This window comes from Streptomyces sp. NPDC057616 (assembly GCF_042800575.1).
Classification (GTDB): Bacteria; Actinomycetota; Actinomycetes; order Streptomycetales; family Streptomycetaceae; genus Streptomyces.
Map to the genome: position 1 here is coordinate 49,559 of NZ_JBHVGU010000033.1, position 18,696 is coordinate 68,254.

The window sequence follows — 18,696 nt, forward strand, 5'->3', positions numbered from 1 at the left end:
GAACCCTCAGCGATGTTGACGGTCGAATCCCTCAAGAAGAGCTACGACGACACGTCGGGACGCAGGTCGAAACGCGGTTCCGGGGCGGGCACACGGGTGTACGCCGTGGGCGGGGTCGACTTCGAGGTCCACGACGGCGAGCTGTTCACGCTGCTCGGCCCCTCCGGCTGCGGCAAGACCACGACCCTGCGCTCCGTCGCGGGCCTGGAGCGCCCCACCGAGGGGCGGGTGACGCTCGGCGGCAGGGTCCTGTACGACCACCGGCAGGGCATCAACATGCGGGCCAACCGGCGCGGGCTCGGCATGGTCTTCCAGTCGTACGCCATCTGGCCGCACATGTCGGTGTTCAAGAACGTCTCCTTCCCGCTGGACGTGCTGCCCCGCGCCAAGCGCCCGGACCGCAAGGAGATCGAGGCCCGGGTCGGGCAGGTCCTCGACGTGATCGAGCTCGGCGCCTACGCCTCCCGGCCCGCCACCAAGCTCTCCGGCGGCCAGCAGCAGCGGCTCGCCCTGGCCCGCGCCCTGGTCACCCGGCCCGAGCTGATGCTGCTGGACGAGCCGCTGTCCAACCTGGACGCCAAGCTGCGCGAGACGATGCGCTTCGAACTCAAGCGCCTGCAGCGCGAGTTGAACCTCACGGCGATCTACGTCACGCACGACCAGTCCGAGGCGCTGGTGATGTCCAACCGGATCGCGGTGATGAACCAGGGCCGGATCGAGCAGATCGGCAAGCCCCGCGAGATCTACACCAGGCCGGCCACCCGCTTCGTCGCCGAGTTCATCGGCACCTCCAACTTCATGGAGGCCAAGGTCGTCTCGGTCAAGGGCGACGAGGTGCAGGCCGACACCGCGCACGGCCGGATGGTGGCGCGCGGGGTGGAGCGGGTGCCCGGCATCGGCGACACGGTGCTGATCTCGATCCGGCCCGAGTGCGTCGACCTGTCGCGCGAGCGGCGCGGCGACGTGCCCAACGAGTGGTCGGGCACCATCCGCAACCGTGCCTTCATGGGCGACGTCGTCGACCACATCGTCGGCGTGGGCGACCTGGAGATCCGCAACCGCTCCAACCCCAACCTGTCGATCCCGCCCGGGACCGAGGTCCACTTCAGCGTGGCCCCGGACAAGGTGACGCTGGTCCCGGTCGACTGAGCGATGCCGATACCCCAGGTACTGCGCCATCGCGACTTCACGCTCTACTGGGGCGGCGTCGTGCTGTCCCAGATCGGGACCCGGGGCGCCGTCGCGGCCAACCTCTACCAGGTCTACCAACTCACCGGCTCCACGGCCCAGGTGGGCCTGGTGGGCCTGGCCCAGGCGGTCGCCCTGCTGGTGCTGTCACCGGCCGGCGGGTTCTACGCCGACCGCCTGGACCGGCGCCGTCTGCTCCAGGCCACGCAGGGCCTCGCCCTGCTGGTGTCGGCGGGCCTGGCCGCGATCACGCTCGCCCGCGCGGCCACGGTGTGGACGGTCGTCGTCTCCTCGCTCCTCGCGACGGCGGCGGCGACCTTCGACCAGCCCGCCCGGCAGGCCCTGATCCCGGCGATGGTCCCGCGCGAACGCCTCGTCGACGCGTTCGCCCTCCTCAACCCCTCTCGTGAACTGGCCGTCCTGGTCGGCCCCGCGTTCGCCGGCGTCCTGATCGCGGCCGGCGGGCCGGGCGCGGTCTACGTCTTCGACGCCGTCACCTACGCCGCCCTCGTCGTCGTCCTGGCCGTCCTGCGCGTACCGCCGCTGGCCGCCGACGCCGAACGGCGGTCCCTGCTGGAGAGCCTGCGGGAGGGCGTGCGCTACGTCGCCCGGCGGCCCGTGGTCTGGCAGTTGATGGGCCTGGACATGACGGCCACCGTGTTCGGCGCCTACCGCGTGCTGCTGCCGGCCTTCGCCGCGGACGTCCTGCACGTGGGCGCCACCGGCTACGGCCTGCTGTCGGCGGCGCCCTCGGCCGGGGCCCTGATCGGCTCGGTCTGGGTCTTCCGGCTGATCCGCACGGCACGCGCCGGGCGGATCGTGCTGTGGGGAACGGCCGCGTACGGCCTGGCCGTTGTGGGCCTGGCGCAGGCGCGTGTGTTCGCCGCGGCGATCGTCATGGCCCTGCTCCTGGGCGCCGCGGACGCGGTCGCGACCACCGTCCGCCACGCCGCCGTGCAGGTCGAGACGCCGGACGGACTGCGCGGCCGGGTCTCGGCGATCTACCAGATGTGCTCGCGGGGCGGTCCCGCGATCGGCGACTCGGTGATGGGCCTGTTCGCGGGCGCCGTCGGCCCGATCGTGGCACTGACCATGGGCGGCCTGGTGCCTGCGGCCGTCTCCGGGGCGAGCGCGGTACGCAGCCGCACCGTCCGGCAGTACAGCGTGCCCCGGCCGGAGCCCGCCACCTCCTGAACGACCACCGAACTCCCCCGCTCCACTCAGCCTGTTGGGAGACCTGTTGAGTACGCACACCACCACCGAAGTCACCCACTACCACGTCCAGAAACGCCGCCGGGCCGCCTTCATCGAGGAGTGGCGCAAGACCCACCGCACGATCGCCGCCCTCGAGGACGTCGTGATGCACCCGACCGAGCGGGGCAGCCGCGTGGGCGTGTACGTCGGCGCCGACGGCGACCGGCCGACCCGCACCATGGACGCCCTGGCACACGAGATCGGCCCGGGCACGACGACCACGCTGCACCGGCACTCCTGGGACGCGATGGTGTTCGTCGTGGCCGGCTGGGGCTGGACCGAGATCGACGGCCAGCGCGTCGACTGGGGGCCCGGCGACTCGCTGCACCTGCCCGCCTGGTCCTGGCACCGCAGCGGCAACGACGGTGACACGACGACGCGTTACCTCACCTTCTCCAGCGGGCCGCTGCTGGAGACGATGGGCATGGCCGTGATCGAGGACGCCGGGCACACCCCCGTCGCCGAGCTGCCGCCGCGTCCCGCCTTCTCCCCCGGCCGGGACGGCGCCGACCCGTACGCCAACCGGCTGCGCCGGCTCGCGCGGGACCAGGAGGCCCGCCGCTCGGGCCGGCTGCACACCAGCTGGGACGAGCTCGAACTGCGCAACACCCCGCGCGGCACCAGGACCACCTTCCTGCTCGACCGCGCCATCGGCTATCAGGCGTCCGGCATCACCATGGCGATGTTCGAGATCGGCCCGGGCCGCGCGCAGTCGATGCACCGGCATCCGGGCGAGGCCTGGTTGTACGTGGTCGAGGGCTCCGGCGAGAGCTACCTGGGCACCGAGCCGGAGGGCGGCGAGAAGCACCCGTGGAAGAAGGGCGACATCATCGTCGTCGACCACTTCCTGTGGCACCAGCACATCAACTCCCATCCGGAGCAGACGGCCAAGGTCGTCCGCATCCACATGTTCGACAGCCTGCTGGAGACGATGCGGGCGCTGTGCGATCCGCTGGTGCTGTTCGAGGAGCCGCCGGACCACATCCGCGACGCGCAGGCCGGGGACCCGACGACGATCCAGTGGCCGGCGCTGACGCGCCCCACGTGGCCGTGAGCGGGGGCCGGGAGCGGTGAGCGAGACACTGCCGCACGGCGTCGCCGGGATCCACGCGCTGCCCGCCGACCACCACGACGGGCCGTGGGACTCCGTGATCGTCGAAGACCGGCTGAAGGAACGGCTGTTGGCGACCGCCGTGCTCGTGCTGCGGCACGGGCGGCGGCTCGCCGGCTCGGCCGTGGCCCCGCACGGCCTGGTGGTGCTGGCGGGGCCGCCCGGCACCGGCAAGACCACGCTGGCCCAGGGGCTCGCGCAGGCGGCGGCCCGCACGCTGGCCCCGCACGGGGCGACCACGCTCGTCGAGGTCGACCCGCACGCCTTCCCCAGCGAGATGCTCGGCGAGAGCCAGCGCTCGGTCTCCCGGCTGTTCCGGGAGACCCTGCCCGAACTGGCCGCCCGCCGTCCGCACACGATCGTGCTGGTCGACGAGGTCGAGGCGCTCGCCGTACGGCGGCACTCGGCGTCGTTCGACACCAACCCGGTGGATGTGCACCGGGCGACGGACGCGGTGCTCAGCGGCCTCGACGCGCTGCGGGGCCGGCGTCCCGGCACGCTGCTCGTGGTGACGACGAACTTCGCCGAGGCCGTCGACGACGCGTTCCTCTCCCGGGCCGACCTCGTCGTCCGCACTCGGCTGCCCGACGAGTCGGTGGTCCCGCGGATCGTCGCCGACTCGCTGCGCGGTCTGGCGGCGCAGTGGCCCGAACTGGCCGTCCTCGCCGAGGACTCGGCCGTGCACCAGCGGGTGGGCAAGCTGCTGCACGGTCTGGACGGGCGCCGTATCCGCAAGACCGTGCACGGGGCGCTCGCCCTGCGCCTGGAGACGGCGCGCGAGCCGGCGCTGCTGGCTGCGGACGACCTCGTCGCCGCCGCCGAGGAGGCCGCCGCGGAACGCGGGTGAGCGAGCGGGAAACGCTTCGGCCCCACACCCTCCCCGAAGGGTGTGGGGCCGAAGTCGTCGGCCGGTCAGGCGTTCTGCGCGGCCTCGTACTCGGGCGCGTCCTCCATGAAGTGCACCGTGTCGTAGCCGAGGTGCTTGAAGACGCGGTTCTGCGCCGAGAGCACCCTCAGGGGCGTGCCGTCGTAGGCGAAGAGCTGGCAGACGTGGTTCTGCGGCACGTACAGGGTGTCGCCCTTGGTGATCTCGTGCCGGGTGGGCTCCTTGGCGATCCGCGCGTAGTACTTCTCGGCGATCTCCGCCTCGACCTCCCACTGCAGCGCGTAGCCGCCGCCGTCGAGGACGTAGAAGACCTCGTCGGCCATCTTCCAGTACTTGCCGGAGCGGCTGCCGGCCGGGATGTCGAGCTCGAAGGCGTCGATGGAGAAGATGCGCGCGTCGGTGCGCTCGGGCGAGGACATCACGCGGACGCGGCCGAGCGGGGTGTCCTCCCAGGTGGTGTCGCCGACTCCGATGACCTTCTTGCGGTCCAGGACGCCGGGCGTCCAGATCCGCGACCAGTCCTCGCGCGGCCCGAACTCCACCTCGCGCTCGACCGGTCCGCTGCGCCCCTGCTGCAGGAGGCCCATGAACATCCAGGTGCTCTTGGCCTTCACCACCAGGGCGGTCGCGGTCTCGTCGTAGGGGTTGAAGTGGCGGTGCACGGAGTCGGTGTGGACGAAGACGAGGTCGTCCTTGGTCCAGTCGTAGCGCTGGTCGTCGTGGATCTCGTAGCCGCGGCCCTGGAGGATGTAGAAGGCCGCCTCGTTCTGGTGGCCGTGCCCGTGGTTGCTGGACTGCGGGGGCAGTTCGACGAAGTGGACCTGGATCGTCTGGGTGAGGAACTCCTCGTCTCCCGGGCCGACCCGCCACCACGTCCGGGACTTCTCGCTGTCGCCCGAGTGCGCCACCTTCGCGTCGTCGACGACCACCGAGTCGTCGCGCACCCGCTTGACGGCCAGCTGTTGGCGGCGGAACTCCCCCAGGCCGTAGGTCTCCGAGGTCAGGCCGCGGACGAAGACGCGTCCCTTCTTACCCATGGTGCCTCCGATGGATCACTGAGAATGGATACGCGTGGATGACTGATGGTCTAACCATAATGCCTTCGGGCGGGACACAAAAGAGTCCCGGGCCCAACCCGACCCGGGACTCGATCAGTTGTGGATCACTCGGATCCGGCTCACTTGCCGGCGCCGCCGCCCTTCACCCGCGACGCGGTGCGCCGGATGTGCGTCCGCATGATCTCCGAGGCGGTCTCGGCGTCACGCGCGGCCACGGCGTCGACGAACTTGCGGTGCTCCTTGGAGCCGTGCAGCCCCATCTGCGGCTCGACGCTCTGCGCCTCGCGCAGGCTCATCAGCAGCGGGCCGTGGAAGGACTGGACGAGCATCTCGATCGCGGTGTTGTGCGTGCAGGCCGCGACCCGGGTGTGGAAGTCGGCGGACATCTCCATGTCGTAGACACCCTGCTTGACCGCCTCGGCGTGCTCGTCGCACAGCGCGCGCAGCCCGGCGATGTCCTCGTCGGTCGCGCGCTCGACGACGAGGGGCACGATGCCGAGCTCGAACACGAGCCGCGCCTCGGTCACCTCGGTCGCGGTCAGCGGCGACAGGGAGAGCAGATCGGCGAGCCCCTCGCCCACGCGCTGCGACGACGGCGCCGTCACGAACGCGCCGCCGCGCGCACCGACCCGGATCTCGACCAGTCCGCTGGCCTCCAGACTGCGCAGGGCCTCGCGCACGGTCACGCGGCTGACGCCGAACTGCACGCACAGTTCACGTTCACTGGGGAGCCGGTCGCCCGGTTGCAGGCGCTCCTCCTTCAGCAGCAGCCGGATCTGCTCGACGATCAGCTGGGAGACCCGACTGGAGGAGACCGCCTTGAACAGGCCGTCCGGCTGGACGGCCTTCTTGGCGGTGGACGTCTCGTCGGTCCCAGCGCGTTGAGGCTGGCTCGGTCGCGATGGCATGCGCGCATTGTCCCATGGTCAGAGGGTTCGTTGACCTCAGTCTACGCAATGGCTTAAAGTCATACCAACAGTCCAATAGCCTGCCGGGTGAATCCAGGTGAGGAGATCGAATCGGCCATGAGATCCCCGGAGGACTCCCGCGAAGCCCTGCGCGAACGCATCGCTCTGGCGTGCCGCGCGCTCGCCGTCACCGGCCTGGTCGAGCACATCCTCGGCCACGTCAGCGCGCGCACCGGTCCCGAGTCATTGCTCGTGCGCGGACGCGGGCCCGACGAGCGCGGACTCGCCTTCACCGTCGTGCAGGACGTGCACGAGGTGAACCTCGAGGGCGAGGGCGACGTGCCGCAGGGCTGGCGGGTGCCGGGCGAACTGCCCATCCACAGCGAGGTGTTGCGGGCCCGCCCGGAGGTCACGGCCGTGGTCCACGCGCATCCGCCCGCCGTGGTCGCCGCCTCCGTCGCCGAACTGCCCTGGATCCCTCTCGTCGGCTCCTACGACATCCCGGCCGCCCGGCTGGCCCACGACGGCATCCCCGTGTGGCCCCGCTCGGCGCTGATCCGCCGCCGCGACCTGGCCGAGGAGATGGTGGCCGCGCTCGGCGACCGTCCCGTCGCCGTGCTGCGCGGGCACGGCCTGGTCGCCGTCGGCACCGGGGACCCGGCCCACGCGGTCGCTGAGGCCGTCACCCGGGCCCTCGCCGTGGACTCGCTGGCCCGCACCACCCTCGCGGTCGCCGCGACCGGCGCGCCCCTGCGTCCCGTCCCCGCCGAGGACATCGCCGAACTGCCCGATCTGGGACCCGCGTTCAACGTGTCGGCCATGTGGCGCCATCTCGCCGCCCGAGTCGCGCACGAAGGGCCGGACACCCCCCTGCACGGCTGACCCACCACGCCCCCCGGCTTCCGACCGAGCGGAGGATCATGCTCGTCCTCGACAACAAGGTCACGGCCTCGGTCCTCACCATGCCCGACGTGGTGCGGGCGCTGGAGGAGTCCTACCGCGACCTGGCCGACGGCACGGGCGTGTGCCGGCCCCGCATCGACCTCAACCTGCCGGTGGACGACACCCGCGTGTACCGGTGGGGAACCATGGAGGGCGGCTCGGCCCGCAGCGGCTACGTCGCCCTGCGCATGAAGTCCGACGTGCTCACCGAGACGGGCCCGCCGGGCCTGCGCACCCAGGAGAAGTACTGTGTACGGCCCGGGCTGTTCTGCGGTCTGGTGCTGCTGCTCGACGCCCGCACCGGCGAGCCCCTCGCCCTGCTCAACGACGGACTGCTCCAGCATCTGCGGGTCGGCGCCGACTCGGCGATCGGCGTGCGCTTCGGGGCCCGTGAGGACGCCCGGGTGCTGGGGCTGCTCGGCTCGGGCGGCATGGCCCGCAGCCACGTCGAGGCCTTCCTGACGGTGCGTCCGCTCGCCCGCGTGCAGGTACACAGCCCCACCCGCGCCCACCGCGAGCGCTTCGCCGCCGAGATGCGCGAGCTGCACGGCCTGGACGTGGTGGCGGTGGACGAGCCCGAACTGGCCCACCGGGGCGCGGACATCGTGGCCGGCTGCACCGACGCCGTCGGGGACGTGGTCCTCGGCCGCCACCTGTCCCCCGGCACCCATGTCACCTGCATCGGCGGGCATCCCGACGCCCGGGCCCGGGAGCGCTTCGACGTCTGGCTGCGGCTGGGCAGCGCCGGTGTGCCCGTGTCCACGCCCGGCTGGGCGACGGACGACGAGTACGTCAGCTACCGGGCCGCGCCCGGCGACCCGGTCTGGGGCCACCACCACGAGCGGGGGCCGAGGCCCGCGCCCGGCCACGCCCGCCGGGTCGGACTGGAGGCCGTCCTCGCGGGCCGCGACCGGGCCCGCGACGACGAGCGGCAGGTGACGTTCTCCGAGCGCGGCAACATCCAGGGCGCCCAGTTCCACGCCGTCGCGGCGGTCGTCTACGAACGGGCCCGGGAGCGCGGCCTCGGGCACGAGATCCCGCGCGAGTGGCTGCTGCAGGACATCCGCGACTGAGCGGGGGTCAGCCCTGCTGGAACAACTCCGCCGGCAGCGGCTTCAGCAGCGCGTACAGGTCGTCCGTGATGGGGCGGTCCCAGGCGGCGATGGTCACCAGGACGTTGTCGCTGCGGTCGAACTGCACGCACGAGATCCGGCTCTCGGAGAGCTTGAGGCGGCGCACGATCATGAGGTTGTCGCCCTGCATCACCGGCATGTCGTCGACACCGACGACGCCGACCTCCTCCTCGTTCTCCAGCGCGAGCAGCAGCTGGCCCACCTCGAAGGGGATCTCGCCCTCGGCGACGTCGCGGGCCGGGGAGCCCTCCGGCAGATTGCCGATGATCATCGCGGGGCCGCGGCCGCCGAAGAGGTCGTAGCGCAGGAAGACGCCCTGGCAACTGCCGTCGGGCGCGGGCAGCAGGCCGGCACCGAGGTTGCCGGGCCAGTCGCCCGGGTCCATGGCCAGTACGTCGAAGTCTGGGCCGGCGGGAGTCGCGCTGCGGCGGCGGAGGAACGACATGTCGCCCATGGTAATCGGACCGGGGGCGGTGGTGCGGCCGAGGTCAGCCAGGTTTCAGCGCCACGGCCAGGCCGGTGCTGTCCGTGCCCATCTTCCGGTAGACCGCCGAGAGCAGCCGTACGGCCGCCGCCTCGTCCACCTGGAGCTCCCGGGCGATCTCGGCCTCGGTGCGGCCCCGGGCCGCCAGGTTGGCGGCCGACCGCTCGCGGCTGGTCAGGGTGTCCGTCTCCGTGCTGTGCAGGCGGCGGGGGCGCAGGCCCGCCGCGGCCAGTTCGTCGCGGGCCGTCTCGACCAGGCCGTCGGCGCCGCACTGCACGGCCGCGTCCAGGCCGCGGTAGAGGTGTTCGGCGGCGTCCCGGGGCCGGCCCGTACGGCGCAGCTCGGTGCCCAGGGCGATCAGGGCGCAGGCCAGCTCGTAGGCGGCCGGGGAGCGTTCCAGGTGCCCGACGGCCTCCTCCAGGTACTTGATCCGGGCCGATCCCGAGGAGACCTCGGCGGCGGTGCGCAGCGCCTGCCCGACGGCGGAGGGGGCGCCGAACTGGCGTGCGCGCGCGAGCGCTTCGAGGGCGGTGTCGACGGCCCGCTCCGGTGTCTCCAGGGCCTCGGCGCGGGCCAGATGGAGCTGCCAGGGGCACCAGGCGGGGTTGCGGATGCCGCGCGGTTCCAGCCTGCGGCCGGCCGCGGCCAGCTCCTCCGCCGCCTCCTTCACCAGGCCGCGGGCGAGCAGCAGCTCGCCGTGCACGGTCTGCACGTCGGGGAAGACGACGGCGGCCGGGTAGGGCGCGCAGAAGGAGTGGCGCTCGCCGGTCCGCGCGGCCTCGGCGACCCGGCCGCGGGCCAGCAGCACCTCGATCAGGACGCCGACCGCGTACCAGTGGGCGGGTGTGCCGGGCCCGACGCGTTCGGCGAGCCGCAGCCCGGCCTGGACGAAGTCCTCCGCCTCGGCGAGCCGGCCGCGGCGGTAGCGGAGGTAACCGAGGAGCGTGTACGCGAAGGACAGATGGGCGCCGCGCCAGCCCTGCTGCTCGAAGTCGGCGATGCCGGAGGCGAAGAGTTCCTCCGTACGGCCCGGCCGGTCGGCGTACATGAAGGCGAGCGCGACCAGCACGGGCACCTCGAAGCCGCGGTCGGCCTCGGCCCAGCCGAGGCCGCCGGCCAGGGCGCGTTCGGCGTGGTGCAGGGCGACGTGGGAGGGCTCGCCGCGCAGCACGGCGTCCCAGGTGCGCAGGCCGATGATGTAGCGCTCGGTGAGGTCGCGGCCCTTGAGACGGTCGGCGAGCTTGGTCAGCCGCCGCGAGCGCGAGGGGTGGTCGGGCTCGTCGGCACGGAACGCGTCCCACATGAACTGCTCGGCGACCATCCGCAGCTTGACCCGGGCGTCCTCGGTGACGCGGATCTCGCGGGCGAGGGTGTCCGAGGCCTCCGCGAGGCGGTCGCTGTGGGCCAGCACCTGGGAGAGCCGGTAGACGATGTTGTGGCGCAGGGCGGCGTCGGCGATCGGCTCCTCCAGCGCGGCCCGCAGATGGTTCACGGTGGTCGCGGGCTCGGTGAGCAGGGAGGCGGAGCCCAGCTCGTAGAGGACGGCGGCGCGGTCCTCGAAGGGCGGGGGTTCGCGCAGGGCCCGGGCGAGATAGCTGCGCGCGGCGTCGGGGGCGCCGGCCCGCAGGGTCTCCCCGGCGGCGGCGCGCAGCTGCTGGACGACCCAGGCGTCACCGTCAGGGTGTGTCTCCAGCAGGTGGCGGGCGGCGGCGGACGGCCCCTGGCCGTCGTTGATCAGGCACCAGGCGGCCTGGCCGTGCAGGGCGACGCGGATGCCGGGCTGGATGGCCCGGTAGACGGCGGTGGCGATCAGCGGGTGGACGAACTCGAGGGTGTCGACACCGGTGAGGATGCGGGCGCCGCGCAGGGCGTCGGCCGCGTCGGCGGCCTCCTCGTGTCCGAGTCCGGCGACGGCGGCGGCGAGCTGCGGATGGATCTCGGTGCCGAGCACCGCGCAGGCCCAGGCGAAGCGCACGGTGGAGGTGCCGAGGCGTTCGAGGCGGGTGACCAGGCCGCTGCCCTTGACCGCGGCGGCGAGGTCGCGCAGCAGGTGCGCGCCGGGCTCGGTCGGGGTGACACCGCGGTCGCGCACCTTGGCGATCAACTCGACCGTCTCGAAGGGGTTTCCGCCGGTGACGGCCCAGCACTCGCGGCAGAACGCGTCGTCGGCGTACTCACCGACGGCCTCGCGGACGAGACGGGCGACGGCCGGGGCGCTCAGCGGCTCCAGTCCGATGGGGCGGCCGCCGGCGCGCCCTGGCAGGCCCCTGAACGCCTCGGCGTGGTCCGGCAGTTCGTCGGGCCGGTACGCGACGACGACCAGCAGCGGGAGTTGCTCGGCCCGGGGCGCGAACCCGGCCAGCCAGCCCAGGGATTCGGGGTCGGCCCAGTGGGCGTCGTCGAGGACGAGGACCATCGGGGCGCGCAGCACGGCGAGATGGGTCAGCACCCAGTCGAGGCCGTCGCGCAGGCCCTGCTGGTCCGGCGGGGCGCCCGCGGTCGGGGCGCACAGGCCGAGGGCCGGGCCGACGATGTCGTACCAACTCCCCAGCGAGGTGCGCAGATCGCTCTCGCCGGTGCCGGCGAGCTGCGGCTGCAGCAGCTGGCGGGCGACGTGGAAGGCGACGCGCTGCTCCTGGTCGCCGCCGCGTGCCGACAGCACCGTGCAGCCCATGGCGGCGGCGCGGCGGCGGACCTCGGCCAGGAGGGTGGTCTTGCCGATGCCCGCGCGCCCCGCGAAGGCGAGGAGGGCACCGCGAGGCCGGTCGGACGGTTCGGCGCCGTCCCTGAGCAGGCCGGTGAGCTCTCCCAACGCCTCGTCGACAGCGGCGAGTTCGCTTTCTCGTTCGAAGATGGTGCGGCTGGTCCGCATGATGCGCTGCCCCATGGCGTACCCCCTGCCACGGTGGTGCACCCGCGCGGGGAGCGAGCGCGCACCGTGACCTCCAGGCACCTCAGCGTACGCCTCCGGCGGGTCGCGCGACCTGGACTGAGCATTACTGCCGGGAACTACCCGGCCGGCGCGTACGTCGGGCGTCCGGCCGGGCGGTAGACCTGGATCGCCACGCCTCTGGAGTCGGCCCGCAGGTCGACCAGTTCGAGCGCGATGTCGGGGCCGTCGGCGGGGAACAGCCGCGCGCCCTGGCCGAGGACCACGGGGACGACGAGCAGGGTCATCTCGTCGACCAGGCCGTGGGCGAGGAGCGCGCGGACCAGCGCACCGCTGCCGTGCACCTGCAGCTCGCCACCGGGCCGGGCCTTCAGCTCGCGCACGGCCGTCGCGAGGTCGCCGGAGAGGACGGTCGTGCCGGCCCATTGGGGGTCGGTGACCGTGGTCGACGCGAGGTACTTGGGCCTGGCGTTCAGGGCGGCCGCGATCTGGTTGCCGCCGGGGTCCGCCGCTGCGGCGCGCGCCCGCTCCTTCTCGCCCCAGTAGGAGGCGAAGATGTCGTACGTTCGACGGCCGAACAGGAACGCGTCGGCGCGTTCGTAGGTCTGGCTGATGAATCTGAACGTCTCGTCGTCGAACACCCCCATGGCCCATCCGCCGCGCTCGAATCCGTTCTTGATCTCCTCCTCGGTCGCGTGCCCGTTTCCCTGCATCACTCCGTCGACGGTGACCTGGGTCATGGTGGTCAGCTTCATCGATTCGTCCCTTGTCCCTGGTTTCCCTGGCGGTCTTTCCCGTTACGACCGCGCCGGGGCACGAATCTCATCGCCCGGCCGCCCGGCGGGGCCACCGGACGGCCAGCCGGTCGTTCTCACCGGAGACGCGCGTGCCGAGTTCGGCGCAGGCGCGGGTGAGCCGGCCGGCGGTCCAGGCGTGCTCGGCCCGGTCGGCGATGCGGGTGTGGCAGCAGTCCAGGGCGATGGGCACCGCCTCGGTCTCGCGGGCGCCGGAGCGGTCCAGGGTGACCCGCCAGAGCAGGCCCAGATCGTTGCGCAGGGCCGGGTGGACGGCGTAGTCGTCGACGAAGTCACCGAGGTCGAACAGGACGTGGCGGGTGAAGCCGTGGAAGAGGTGCGCGGAGTGCCCGACGACGAGGTCGGCTCCGGCGGCCGTGAGCTCGGCGGCGGCGCGCCGGACGTGGGGCACGGGCCGGGTCGTCATGTTCGGGCCCCAGTGCACGCTGACCAGGACGAGGTCGGTCTGCCCGGACAGGGCGCGGATCGCGTCCGTGAGCCACCGGGGCGCCTGCTCCTTCCGGAGGTCGGCGAACGCCACGCCCGGCCGGTCGTCGCCCGCGGCATACTCGGCCGGGTGGTCCGTCACCGCCAGGATCCCGATGCGCAGCCCGCCCGCGTCCACGAGGAGCGGGGCGCGGGCCGCCGCGGCGGAGGCACCGGCGCCCACGCTGCGGATGCCGGCCCGGGCCAGGTGGCCGACGGTGTCGAGGAGGGCGTCCGGGTCGTAGTCGAGGGCGTGGTTGTTGGCCAGGAAGACCGCGCCGACGCCTAGATCGGCCAGCACGTCGGCGGCGCGGGGCGGGGCCCGGAAGAAGAACGCCTTGCCGGGCAGGTCGACGGGCTCGCCCCGGTCCGATACGCAGCATTCGAGGTTCAGCAGGAACAGATCGGCCGCCGCTACGGCCTTGTGGACGGCCGGCGTGAACAGGGGGTGTGGCCTTCGGCCGCCGAGCGCCTCCGCGACGCCACGGCCCAGCATGGTGTCCCCGGCGAGGGCGATCGTGACGGCCATGGCCTTCCGCCTCCTCGTGCGCTGCCGGACCACGGGGCCCGGAACACCGGTCCGCGGTGGTCCGCCTGCCTCGGCGGCGCCCCTCGCCGGCGCGTGGCCGGGAGGGCCGAGGGGCCGCCGTCCGCCCGTGAGGCGCCTTCGCTCCGCTCAGGCCGCCACCCTGACCGGTCCGGGCGGACGACGACGGGGCCTTCGAGGGAAGGCACCCGTCGCCCGCGCCTCACGGGCTCATTCCTCACCCTCGCACCGCAGGCGGCCGGCCAGCAGGGGCCGAGCGGCTCGACGGCGAGGACCGACCGGCCCAACTGCCGTGCGGCGGCGGCTCGCACGCAGGCCGGGCGGGCCGGCGCGGACGCCGTACCGTTCGGATGGGCCGTTCGCCCCTGTACGGTCCCCGGCGACCGGCAGACGCTGAGGAGTAGGGAAGCCGCCCCGCTTCCCGCTCTCCGCGGAAGTGATCACGATGGAAGCCAAGCAGTGGACCGTGCAGATCTATCTCACCGAGAACGAGGACGGGACGCGCGCGCGTGCCGTGCTGACCACGCGGGACACATCGACGGTCACCGGCCGGGGAGTGGCCCGGCGCAACCCGATCGACCGCCCCATCCCGGAGATCGGTGACGAACTCGCCGCCAGCCGTGCCCTGGAGGATCTGGCCATCCGGCTGCACGACGTCGCCGCCGACGACATCGTCCAGCTGGCCGGCCCGCTCGAGCGGTGACGCGCCCGGTTGCGGCGGAGACTCCGGAACCGGCCGTCACGCGACGGCAGCGGGCTTGCGGCCCGGCCCCGGCCACAGGCGCACCGGGCGCCGGGCCGCCTTGTCCTCGCACCAGCCCACCAGGACGACCGCCAGGCCGATCAGCGGCCAGGCCGCGAGATACAGGAACCAGGTCGCGCCCAGGGGCAGGAAGTTCTCCAGAGCGGGCACCCGCCACATCTGGTCGATGAGCACCACGGCGAGCACCAGCGCGACCTCGTGCCACAGATAGACCGTGACCGCACGGGCGTTGAGCAGGACCACCCCCGCGTGCACCGGCCGGTGGCGCCGCACCCAGCCGTCCGTGCGCGGCCCGAACCGCAGCAGCACAAGGACGAAGCCGAAGGACCACAGCGCCTGGCCGAACGGGATCGCGCCGAGGTCGTACCCCTCCTCGGTCTGGTGGGTCAGGGCGAAGCCTCCGCCCAGGGCCAGGAGGGCCGCGGCCACCGCCACCACGCGGGCCACCGGCAGCCGCCGTACGAGGCCGTCCTGGTGGGCGAATCCCAGCAGCCAGCAGGCTCCGAAGGTGACGAGGTCGGTGAACGGCTCGGCCACGCGCTCCGGCAGCGGCAGCAGCTCGCTCTGCGCCAGCGCGGCCAGGGCGAGGAAGGACGCCACCGCCGCCCACGGCGCGCGGCGGAACGCGCGCAGCAGCAGCGGCGAGAGGATGACGAACAGCAGGTAGGCGCGGATGTACCAGAGCGGCGCCACGATCTGCCAGGCCCAGTCGGTGGGAGCGAACGGCGGCTCGCCGACCGGCACGATCCACAGCAGCATACGCGCCCACGCGGCCGCCTTCGAACCGCCGCCGTCGTCCGGGCGCCAGCCCGTGAGCAGCATCGCGGTCACGACGACCAGGCCGAACAGCCAGACCGGGGGCAGCAGACGGCGCAGCCGGGCGCGCACCACCGCGGCGGCCGAGCGGTCTCCGCGGTCGAGCGAGCGGGCCATCAGCGAGCCGGCCAGCGCGAACATCACGCCCATGGCGGGGAAGACGAGGGTGAGCCAGGCCCAGTTGAAGGCGTGGTACGTCACCACCCGGACGAGGGCGACGGCGCGCAGGAAGTCCAGATAGAGGTTGCGGCCGCTGCTGGCGGGCGGCGTCGCGGCGGGCCGCTCGGCCACCTGCACCTGCACCGGCGCCGGAGCGGGCAGCGGTGCCGGTGCCTCCGGCGCCGTGACCCGCCCGGTCCGGCGCAGCTTGTGCCAGCGCAGCCGGGCGCCCGTGAGCGCGGTGGTGCACGACTGGAGCAGCACCGTGTACAGGAGCTGGCGGTAGAAGAGCTGCTGCATCGGCAGCGCCCACAGTGCGCGCTGCCTCTCGCCGTCCAGCCGCAACGCGTAGGAGGCGCACAGCAGTTGTACGGCGATCAGCGCGCTCCAGGCGAGCGCCGTGCGCACCGGGTCCTGGAAGAGCAGCCCGTACAGCAGGAACAGGTCGATGAGCGGGGCCAGCAGCGGGGTGAGGACGGTGAACACGACCACCAGGGCCAGGCCGTAGCGGCCGAAGTGCCCGCCGTGGCCGCGCTCGACGACGGCGTGGCGGTGCTTCCACATCGCCTGGAGCGTGCCGTAGCTCCAGCGGTAGCGCTGCCGCCACAGCTGCCCGACGGTGGCCGGTGCCTCGGTCCAGGCGCGGGCACGCTCCTCGTAGACCACCTGCCAGCCCGCCCGGTGCAGGGCCATGGTGAGGTCGGTGTCCTCGGCGAGGGTGTCGTCGCTCAGCCCGCCCACGTGCCGCAGGGCGCTGCGGCGGTAGGCGCCGACGGCTCCGGGCACGGTGGGGATGCAGCCGAGGACGTCGTACATGCGGCGGTCGAGGTTGAGACCCATGACGTACTCGAGGTGCTGCCAGGTACCGAGCAGGCGGCCGCGGTTGCCGACCTTGGTGTTGCCCGCCACCGCGCCGACGCGCCGGTCGCCGAAGGGCTGCACCAGGTGGTGCACGGTGTCCGGTTCGAAGACGGTGTCGCCGTCCATGGTCACCACGAGCGGGTGCGAGGCGTGCGCCACGCCGTTGTTGAGGGCGGCCGCCTTGCCGCGGTTGGGCTGGCTCAGGACGGTGACGCCGGGCAGCGCGAGCGACCGTACGACCTCGGCCGTGCCGTCGGTGGAGCCGTCGTCGACCACGACGGTCTCGACCGGATGCTCGCTCTTGACCACGGAGAGCACGGTCTGGGCGATGCACTTGGCCTCGTTGTAGGCGGGGATGACCACGCTGACGGGTTCGGTGACCTCCGGTCCCCAGGAGAAGTCCCGGTCCCGGCGCCGTCGGGCGTGGCGGTGGGCGAGCACCAGCATGGCCGCGAAGCGCAGCAGCATGAGTGCGCCCACGGCGGCCGTCAGCACGGCCAGGGCGGGCACCAGCCGGTCGCCGACGGTCACCGCCGCCACGAAGACCCGGCCGCTCCACAACTCGCTCCCGGAGACCGGGTGGTGGGCGCTGGGGGCACCGAGCGCGTCGGTGACCGTGGTGAACCGGTAGCCCTGGGAGCGGAGTTGGGGGATCAGGATGTTCAGGGCGCGCACGGTGCGGGAGCGGTCGCCGCCGGCGTCGTGCAGCAGCACCACGGCACCGTGCCCGGCCAGCTTCCCGGTGACGTGTGCCGCGATGGCGTCCGCGTCGGGGCGCTTCCAGTCCTCGGTGTCGACGTCGACGAGCGCGGTGATGTACCCCTTCTGCCCGAGCCGTCGGACCACCGGCCAGGACAGGTCGTCCAGGTCCGCGGCGTGGGACGAGTAGGGCGGGCGTACCAGCGAACTGTGGATGCCCGCCGCTCCGGCCAGGGCCAGCTGGGCCTGGGCCAGTTCGCGGTCCACCCGGTAGTCCGACTGGTACGCGAGGTCGGGATGGGTGAAGGTGTGCACGCCGATCTCGTGCCCCGCCTCCACGGTCCGCCGCAGGAGACCGGGGTGCCGGGCGGCCGCCGCTCCGATGACGAAGAAGGTGCCCTGGACGTCGTAGCGGTCGAGCACGTCGAGGATCCGCGGGGTCCAGGTCGGGTCGGGGCCGTCGTCGAAGGTCAGGGCGACGGTGCGGTCGGGGATGCGGTGGCTGCGCGGCCGGGGCCCGGTGGTGTCGATCACCGGGCCGCCGTCCAGCACCGCCTGCGGCACGTGCGCGGCCGACACGGGCGGGTGGACGCGGTGGTCGTCGGCGAATTCCCCGTGCGTGTAGCCGTGCAGCAGCAGAAGGCCCGCGATCATCGCGAGGACGACGAGCAGGGAGACGATCCGCGGCCGCGAGGCGGCACCACGGCGGGTGCGCCGGGGTCTCGTGGAGCGCCTCGACGGCTCGGCGGACATGATCAGGTCCCCGGCGGGGCGGTGGTGCCGGCTGAGGACGGCACTCCGGCGCCGGGTGCCGCCTCACCGCTGCTCGGCGCGCCGTTCGGCGCGCTCGGGGCGCCGCCCGAGGTGGCGGCTCCCGGGCTCGACACGGCCTCGGAGGGTGTGGCCGGCGGCGTGGTGCCGGCGCCGGACGGGCTGACGGAGGCCGGCGGGCTGGTTCCGGGGGAAGCCGGGCCGGTGCCGGGCGAGGCGGGCGGGGAGGTGGGCGGTGTGGTGGCGCCCGTGGGGCCGCTCGGTGCGCCGGAGCCCTGTGTGGGGGCGGTGGGGTCCGCGCCGCGGGTGGCGGAGGCGGTCGGCGAGCCGGACGGCCGCGGGATGCCGGACGGCGACAGGGACGCGCCGCCGGACTCGGGCACGACGACCGTGCCGGGCAGCGGGTCCGGCGGCTGCTGCACGCTGCCGGGCTTCTCGGAGGGCAGGCCCGGCACGGGCAGCACGGTCCGCGGGGCGAACGGCGTCGCGCCCAGGAAGCTGAGCACCAGCACGCCGGTGTACGCGGCGCACAGCGCGCCGGCCGTGTAGGCGAGGCGCCGCATGCGCAGGCCGCGGCGCCCGCTGGTGTCGACGAAGACGGGATCGTGTCCCGCCTCTCCCCCGGCGGGAGGTGCCGCCTCCGGTGGGATCAAGCGCACCGTGTCGGTGTTCGCCTCTCCACCGCCCGGATGCCCGGGCCGGGGCAGCTGCACATGCGGTCGAAGCATGACGCCCCCTTCGCGCCCTTTGTCCCTTTCAGCTTCCACCGGGATGCGGGAAACCCCAAGGGGCTGAGCGGCACTCAATGCGGGTCGACCGGGTCCTCCCGGCGGCGCGCGGGCCGTTCCAGCCTGGGAGCAGGAGACGTATTCGGGGAGGGGTAGGCCATGGCGTCCGTCATCTTCGACAAGGCGACCCGCCGCTTCACCGGGATGGACCGGCCGGC

The 18,696-nt window shown here is 73.4% G+C and carries 15 protein-coding genes and 1 pseudogene; 7 read left to right on the plus strand and 9 right to left on the minus strand.

Translation table 11 applies throughout. From position 1 onward, the window contains the following. Positions 1 to 12: 12 nt before the first annotated feature. The 4 genes from ACFU97_RS33695 to ACFU97_RS33710 are packed head-to-tail and all read left to right on the plus strand — an operon-like array spanning position 13 to position 4,400. Positions 13 to 1,149, plus strand: a complete 1,137-nt coding sequence (locus tag ACFU97_RS33695) for an ABC transporter ATP-binding protein (RefSeq protein ID WP_384264280.1) — start codon at positions 13 to 15, stop codon at positions 1,147 to 1,149. A gap of 3 nt (positions 1,150 to 1,152) precedes the next feature. After that, on the plus strand, positions 1,153 to 2,382 hold the full coding sequence (locus ACFU97_RS33700) for an MFS transporter (RefSeq protein WP_384264281.1): 1,230 nt from the start codon (positions 1,153 to 1,155) through the stop codon (positions 2,380 to 2,382). A 46-nt stretch (positions 2,383 to 2,428) separates the two neighbouring features. Next, entirely contained in the window at positions 2,429 to 3,496 is a 1,068-nt protein-coding gene (locus ACFU97_RS33705; RefSeq protein ID WP_384264282.1) for a cupin domain-containing protein, read from the plus strand. A gap of 16 nt (positions 3,497 to 3,512) precedes the next feature. After that, positions 3,513 to 4,400 carry an AAA family ATPase gene (locus ACFU97_RS33710; RefSeq protein ID WP_384264284.1) on the plus strand — a complete coding sequence of 296 codons (888 nt, stop codon included), beginning with the start codon at positions 3,513 to 3,515 and terminating at the stop codon, positions 4,398 to 4,400. 65 nt (positions 4,401 to 4,465) lie between these two features. On the opposite strand, the gene ACFU97_RS33715 is transcribed toward ACFU97_RS33710, so the two are convergent. Further along, entirely contained in the window at positions 4,466 to 5,476 is a 1,011-nt protein-coding gene (locus ACFU97_RS33715) for a cupin domain-containing protein (RefSeq protein ID WP_384264285.1), read from the minus strand. Positions 5,477 to 5,616: 140 nt separating this feature from the next. Next, on the minus strand, positions 5,617 to 6,405 hold the full coding sequence (locus ACFU97_RS33720; protein WP_384264286.1) for a FadR/GntR family transcriptional regulator: 789 nt from the start codon (positions 6,403 to 6,405) through the stop codon (positions 5,617 to 5,619). A 117-nt stretch (positions 6,406 to 6,522) separates the two neighbouring features. Here ACFU97_RS33720 and ACFU97_RS33725 point away from each other — a divergent pair, with 117 nt between their 5' ends. Next, complete coding sequence (locus ACFU97_RS33725) at positions 6,523 to 7,287, plus strand: class II aldolase/adducin family protein (protein WP_384264287.1); 765 nt, start codon at positions 6,523 to 6,525, stop codon at positions 7,285 to 7,287. Between the two features lie 38 nt (positions 7,288 to 7,325). After that, positions 7,326 to 8,420 carry an ornithine cyclodeaminase family protein gene (locus ACFU97_RS33730; protein ID WP_384264288.1) on the plus strand — a complete coding sequence of 365 codons (1,095 nt, stop codon included), beginning with the start codon at positions 7,326 to 7,328 and terminating at the stop codon, positions 8,418 to 8,420. A gap of 7 nt (positions 8,421 to 8,427) precedes the next feature. Here the strand turns inward: ACFU97_RS33730 and ACFU97_RS33735 are convergent, their stop codons facing one another. From ACFU97_RS33735 to ACFU97_RS33750, 4 genes are all read right to left on the minus strand, one after another. Next, a complete protein-coding gene (locus ACFU97_RS33735) occupies positions 8,428 to 8,925 on the minus strand; it encodes a hypothetical protein (RefSeq protein WP_384264290.1) in 498 nt (165 codons plus the stop codon). A 43-nt stretch (positions 8,926 to 8,968) separates the two neighbouring features. Beyond that, a complete protein-coding gene (locus ACFU97_RS33740) occupies positions 8,969 to 11,851 on the minus strand; it encodes an ATP-binding protein (protein ID WP_384264291.1) in 2,883 nt (960 codons plus the stop codon). A gap of 122 nt (positions 11,852 to 11,973) precedes the next feature. Then, positions 11,974 to 12,609 (minus strand): dihydrofolate reductase family protein, encoded by a 636-nt coding sequence (locus ACFU97_RS33745; protein WP_384264292.1) that lies wholly within the window; start codon positions 12,607 to 12,609, stop codon positions 11,974 to 11,976. A gap of 67 nt (positions 12,610 to 12,676) precedes the next feature. Beyond that, positions 12,677 to 13,663: a CapA family protein gene (locus ACFU97_RS33750; RefSeq protein ID WP_384264294.1), complete on the minus strand. Its 987-nt coding sequence runs from the start codon at positions 13,661 to 13,663 to the stop codon at positions 12,677 to 12,679. Between the two features lie 463 nt (positions 13,664 to 14,126). Here ACFU97_RS33750 and ACFU97_RS33755 point away from each other — a divergent pair, with 463 nt between their 5' ends. Beyond that, positions 14,127 to 14,384 (plus strand): DUF1876 domain-containing protein, encoded by a 258-nt coding sequence (locus ACFU97_RS33755; protein WP_384264296.1) that lies wholly within the window; start codon positions 14,127 to 14,129, stop codon positions 14,382 to 14,384. A gap of 36 nt (positions 14,385 to 14,420) precedes the next feature. Here ACFU97_RS33755 and ACFU97_RS33760 read toward each other — a convergent pair whose 3' ends face one another. The 3 genes and pseudogenes from ACFU97_RS33760 to ACFU97_RS33770 all read right to left on the minus strand — a co-directional run bounded on the left by ACFU97_RS33760 (position 14,421) and on the right by ACFU97_RS33770 (position 18,478). Further along, positions 14,421 to 15,563, minus strand: coding sequence for an acyltransferase (locus ACFU97_RS33760; protein ID WP_384264359.1), 1,143 nt, complete (start codon positions 15,561 to 15,563; stop codon positions 14,421 to 14,423). A gap of 18 nt (positions 15,564 to 15,581) precedes the next feature. Continuing rightward, positions 15,582 to 17,732: pseudogene (locus tag ACFU97_RS33765) on the minus strand (bifunctional polysaccharide deacetylase/glycosyltransferase family 2 protein); the annotation flags it as partial. Positions 17,733 to 17,734: 2 nt separating this feature from the next. After that, on the minus strand, positions 17,735 to 18,478 hold the full coding sequence (locus ACFU97_RS33770) for a hypothetical protein (RefSeq protein ID WP_384264297.1): 744 nt from the start codon (positions 18,476 to 18,478) through the stop codon (positions 17,735 to 17,737). Positions 18,479 to 18,696: the final 218 nt, after the last annotated feature.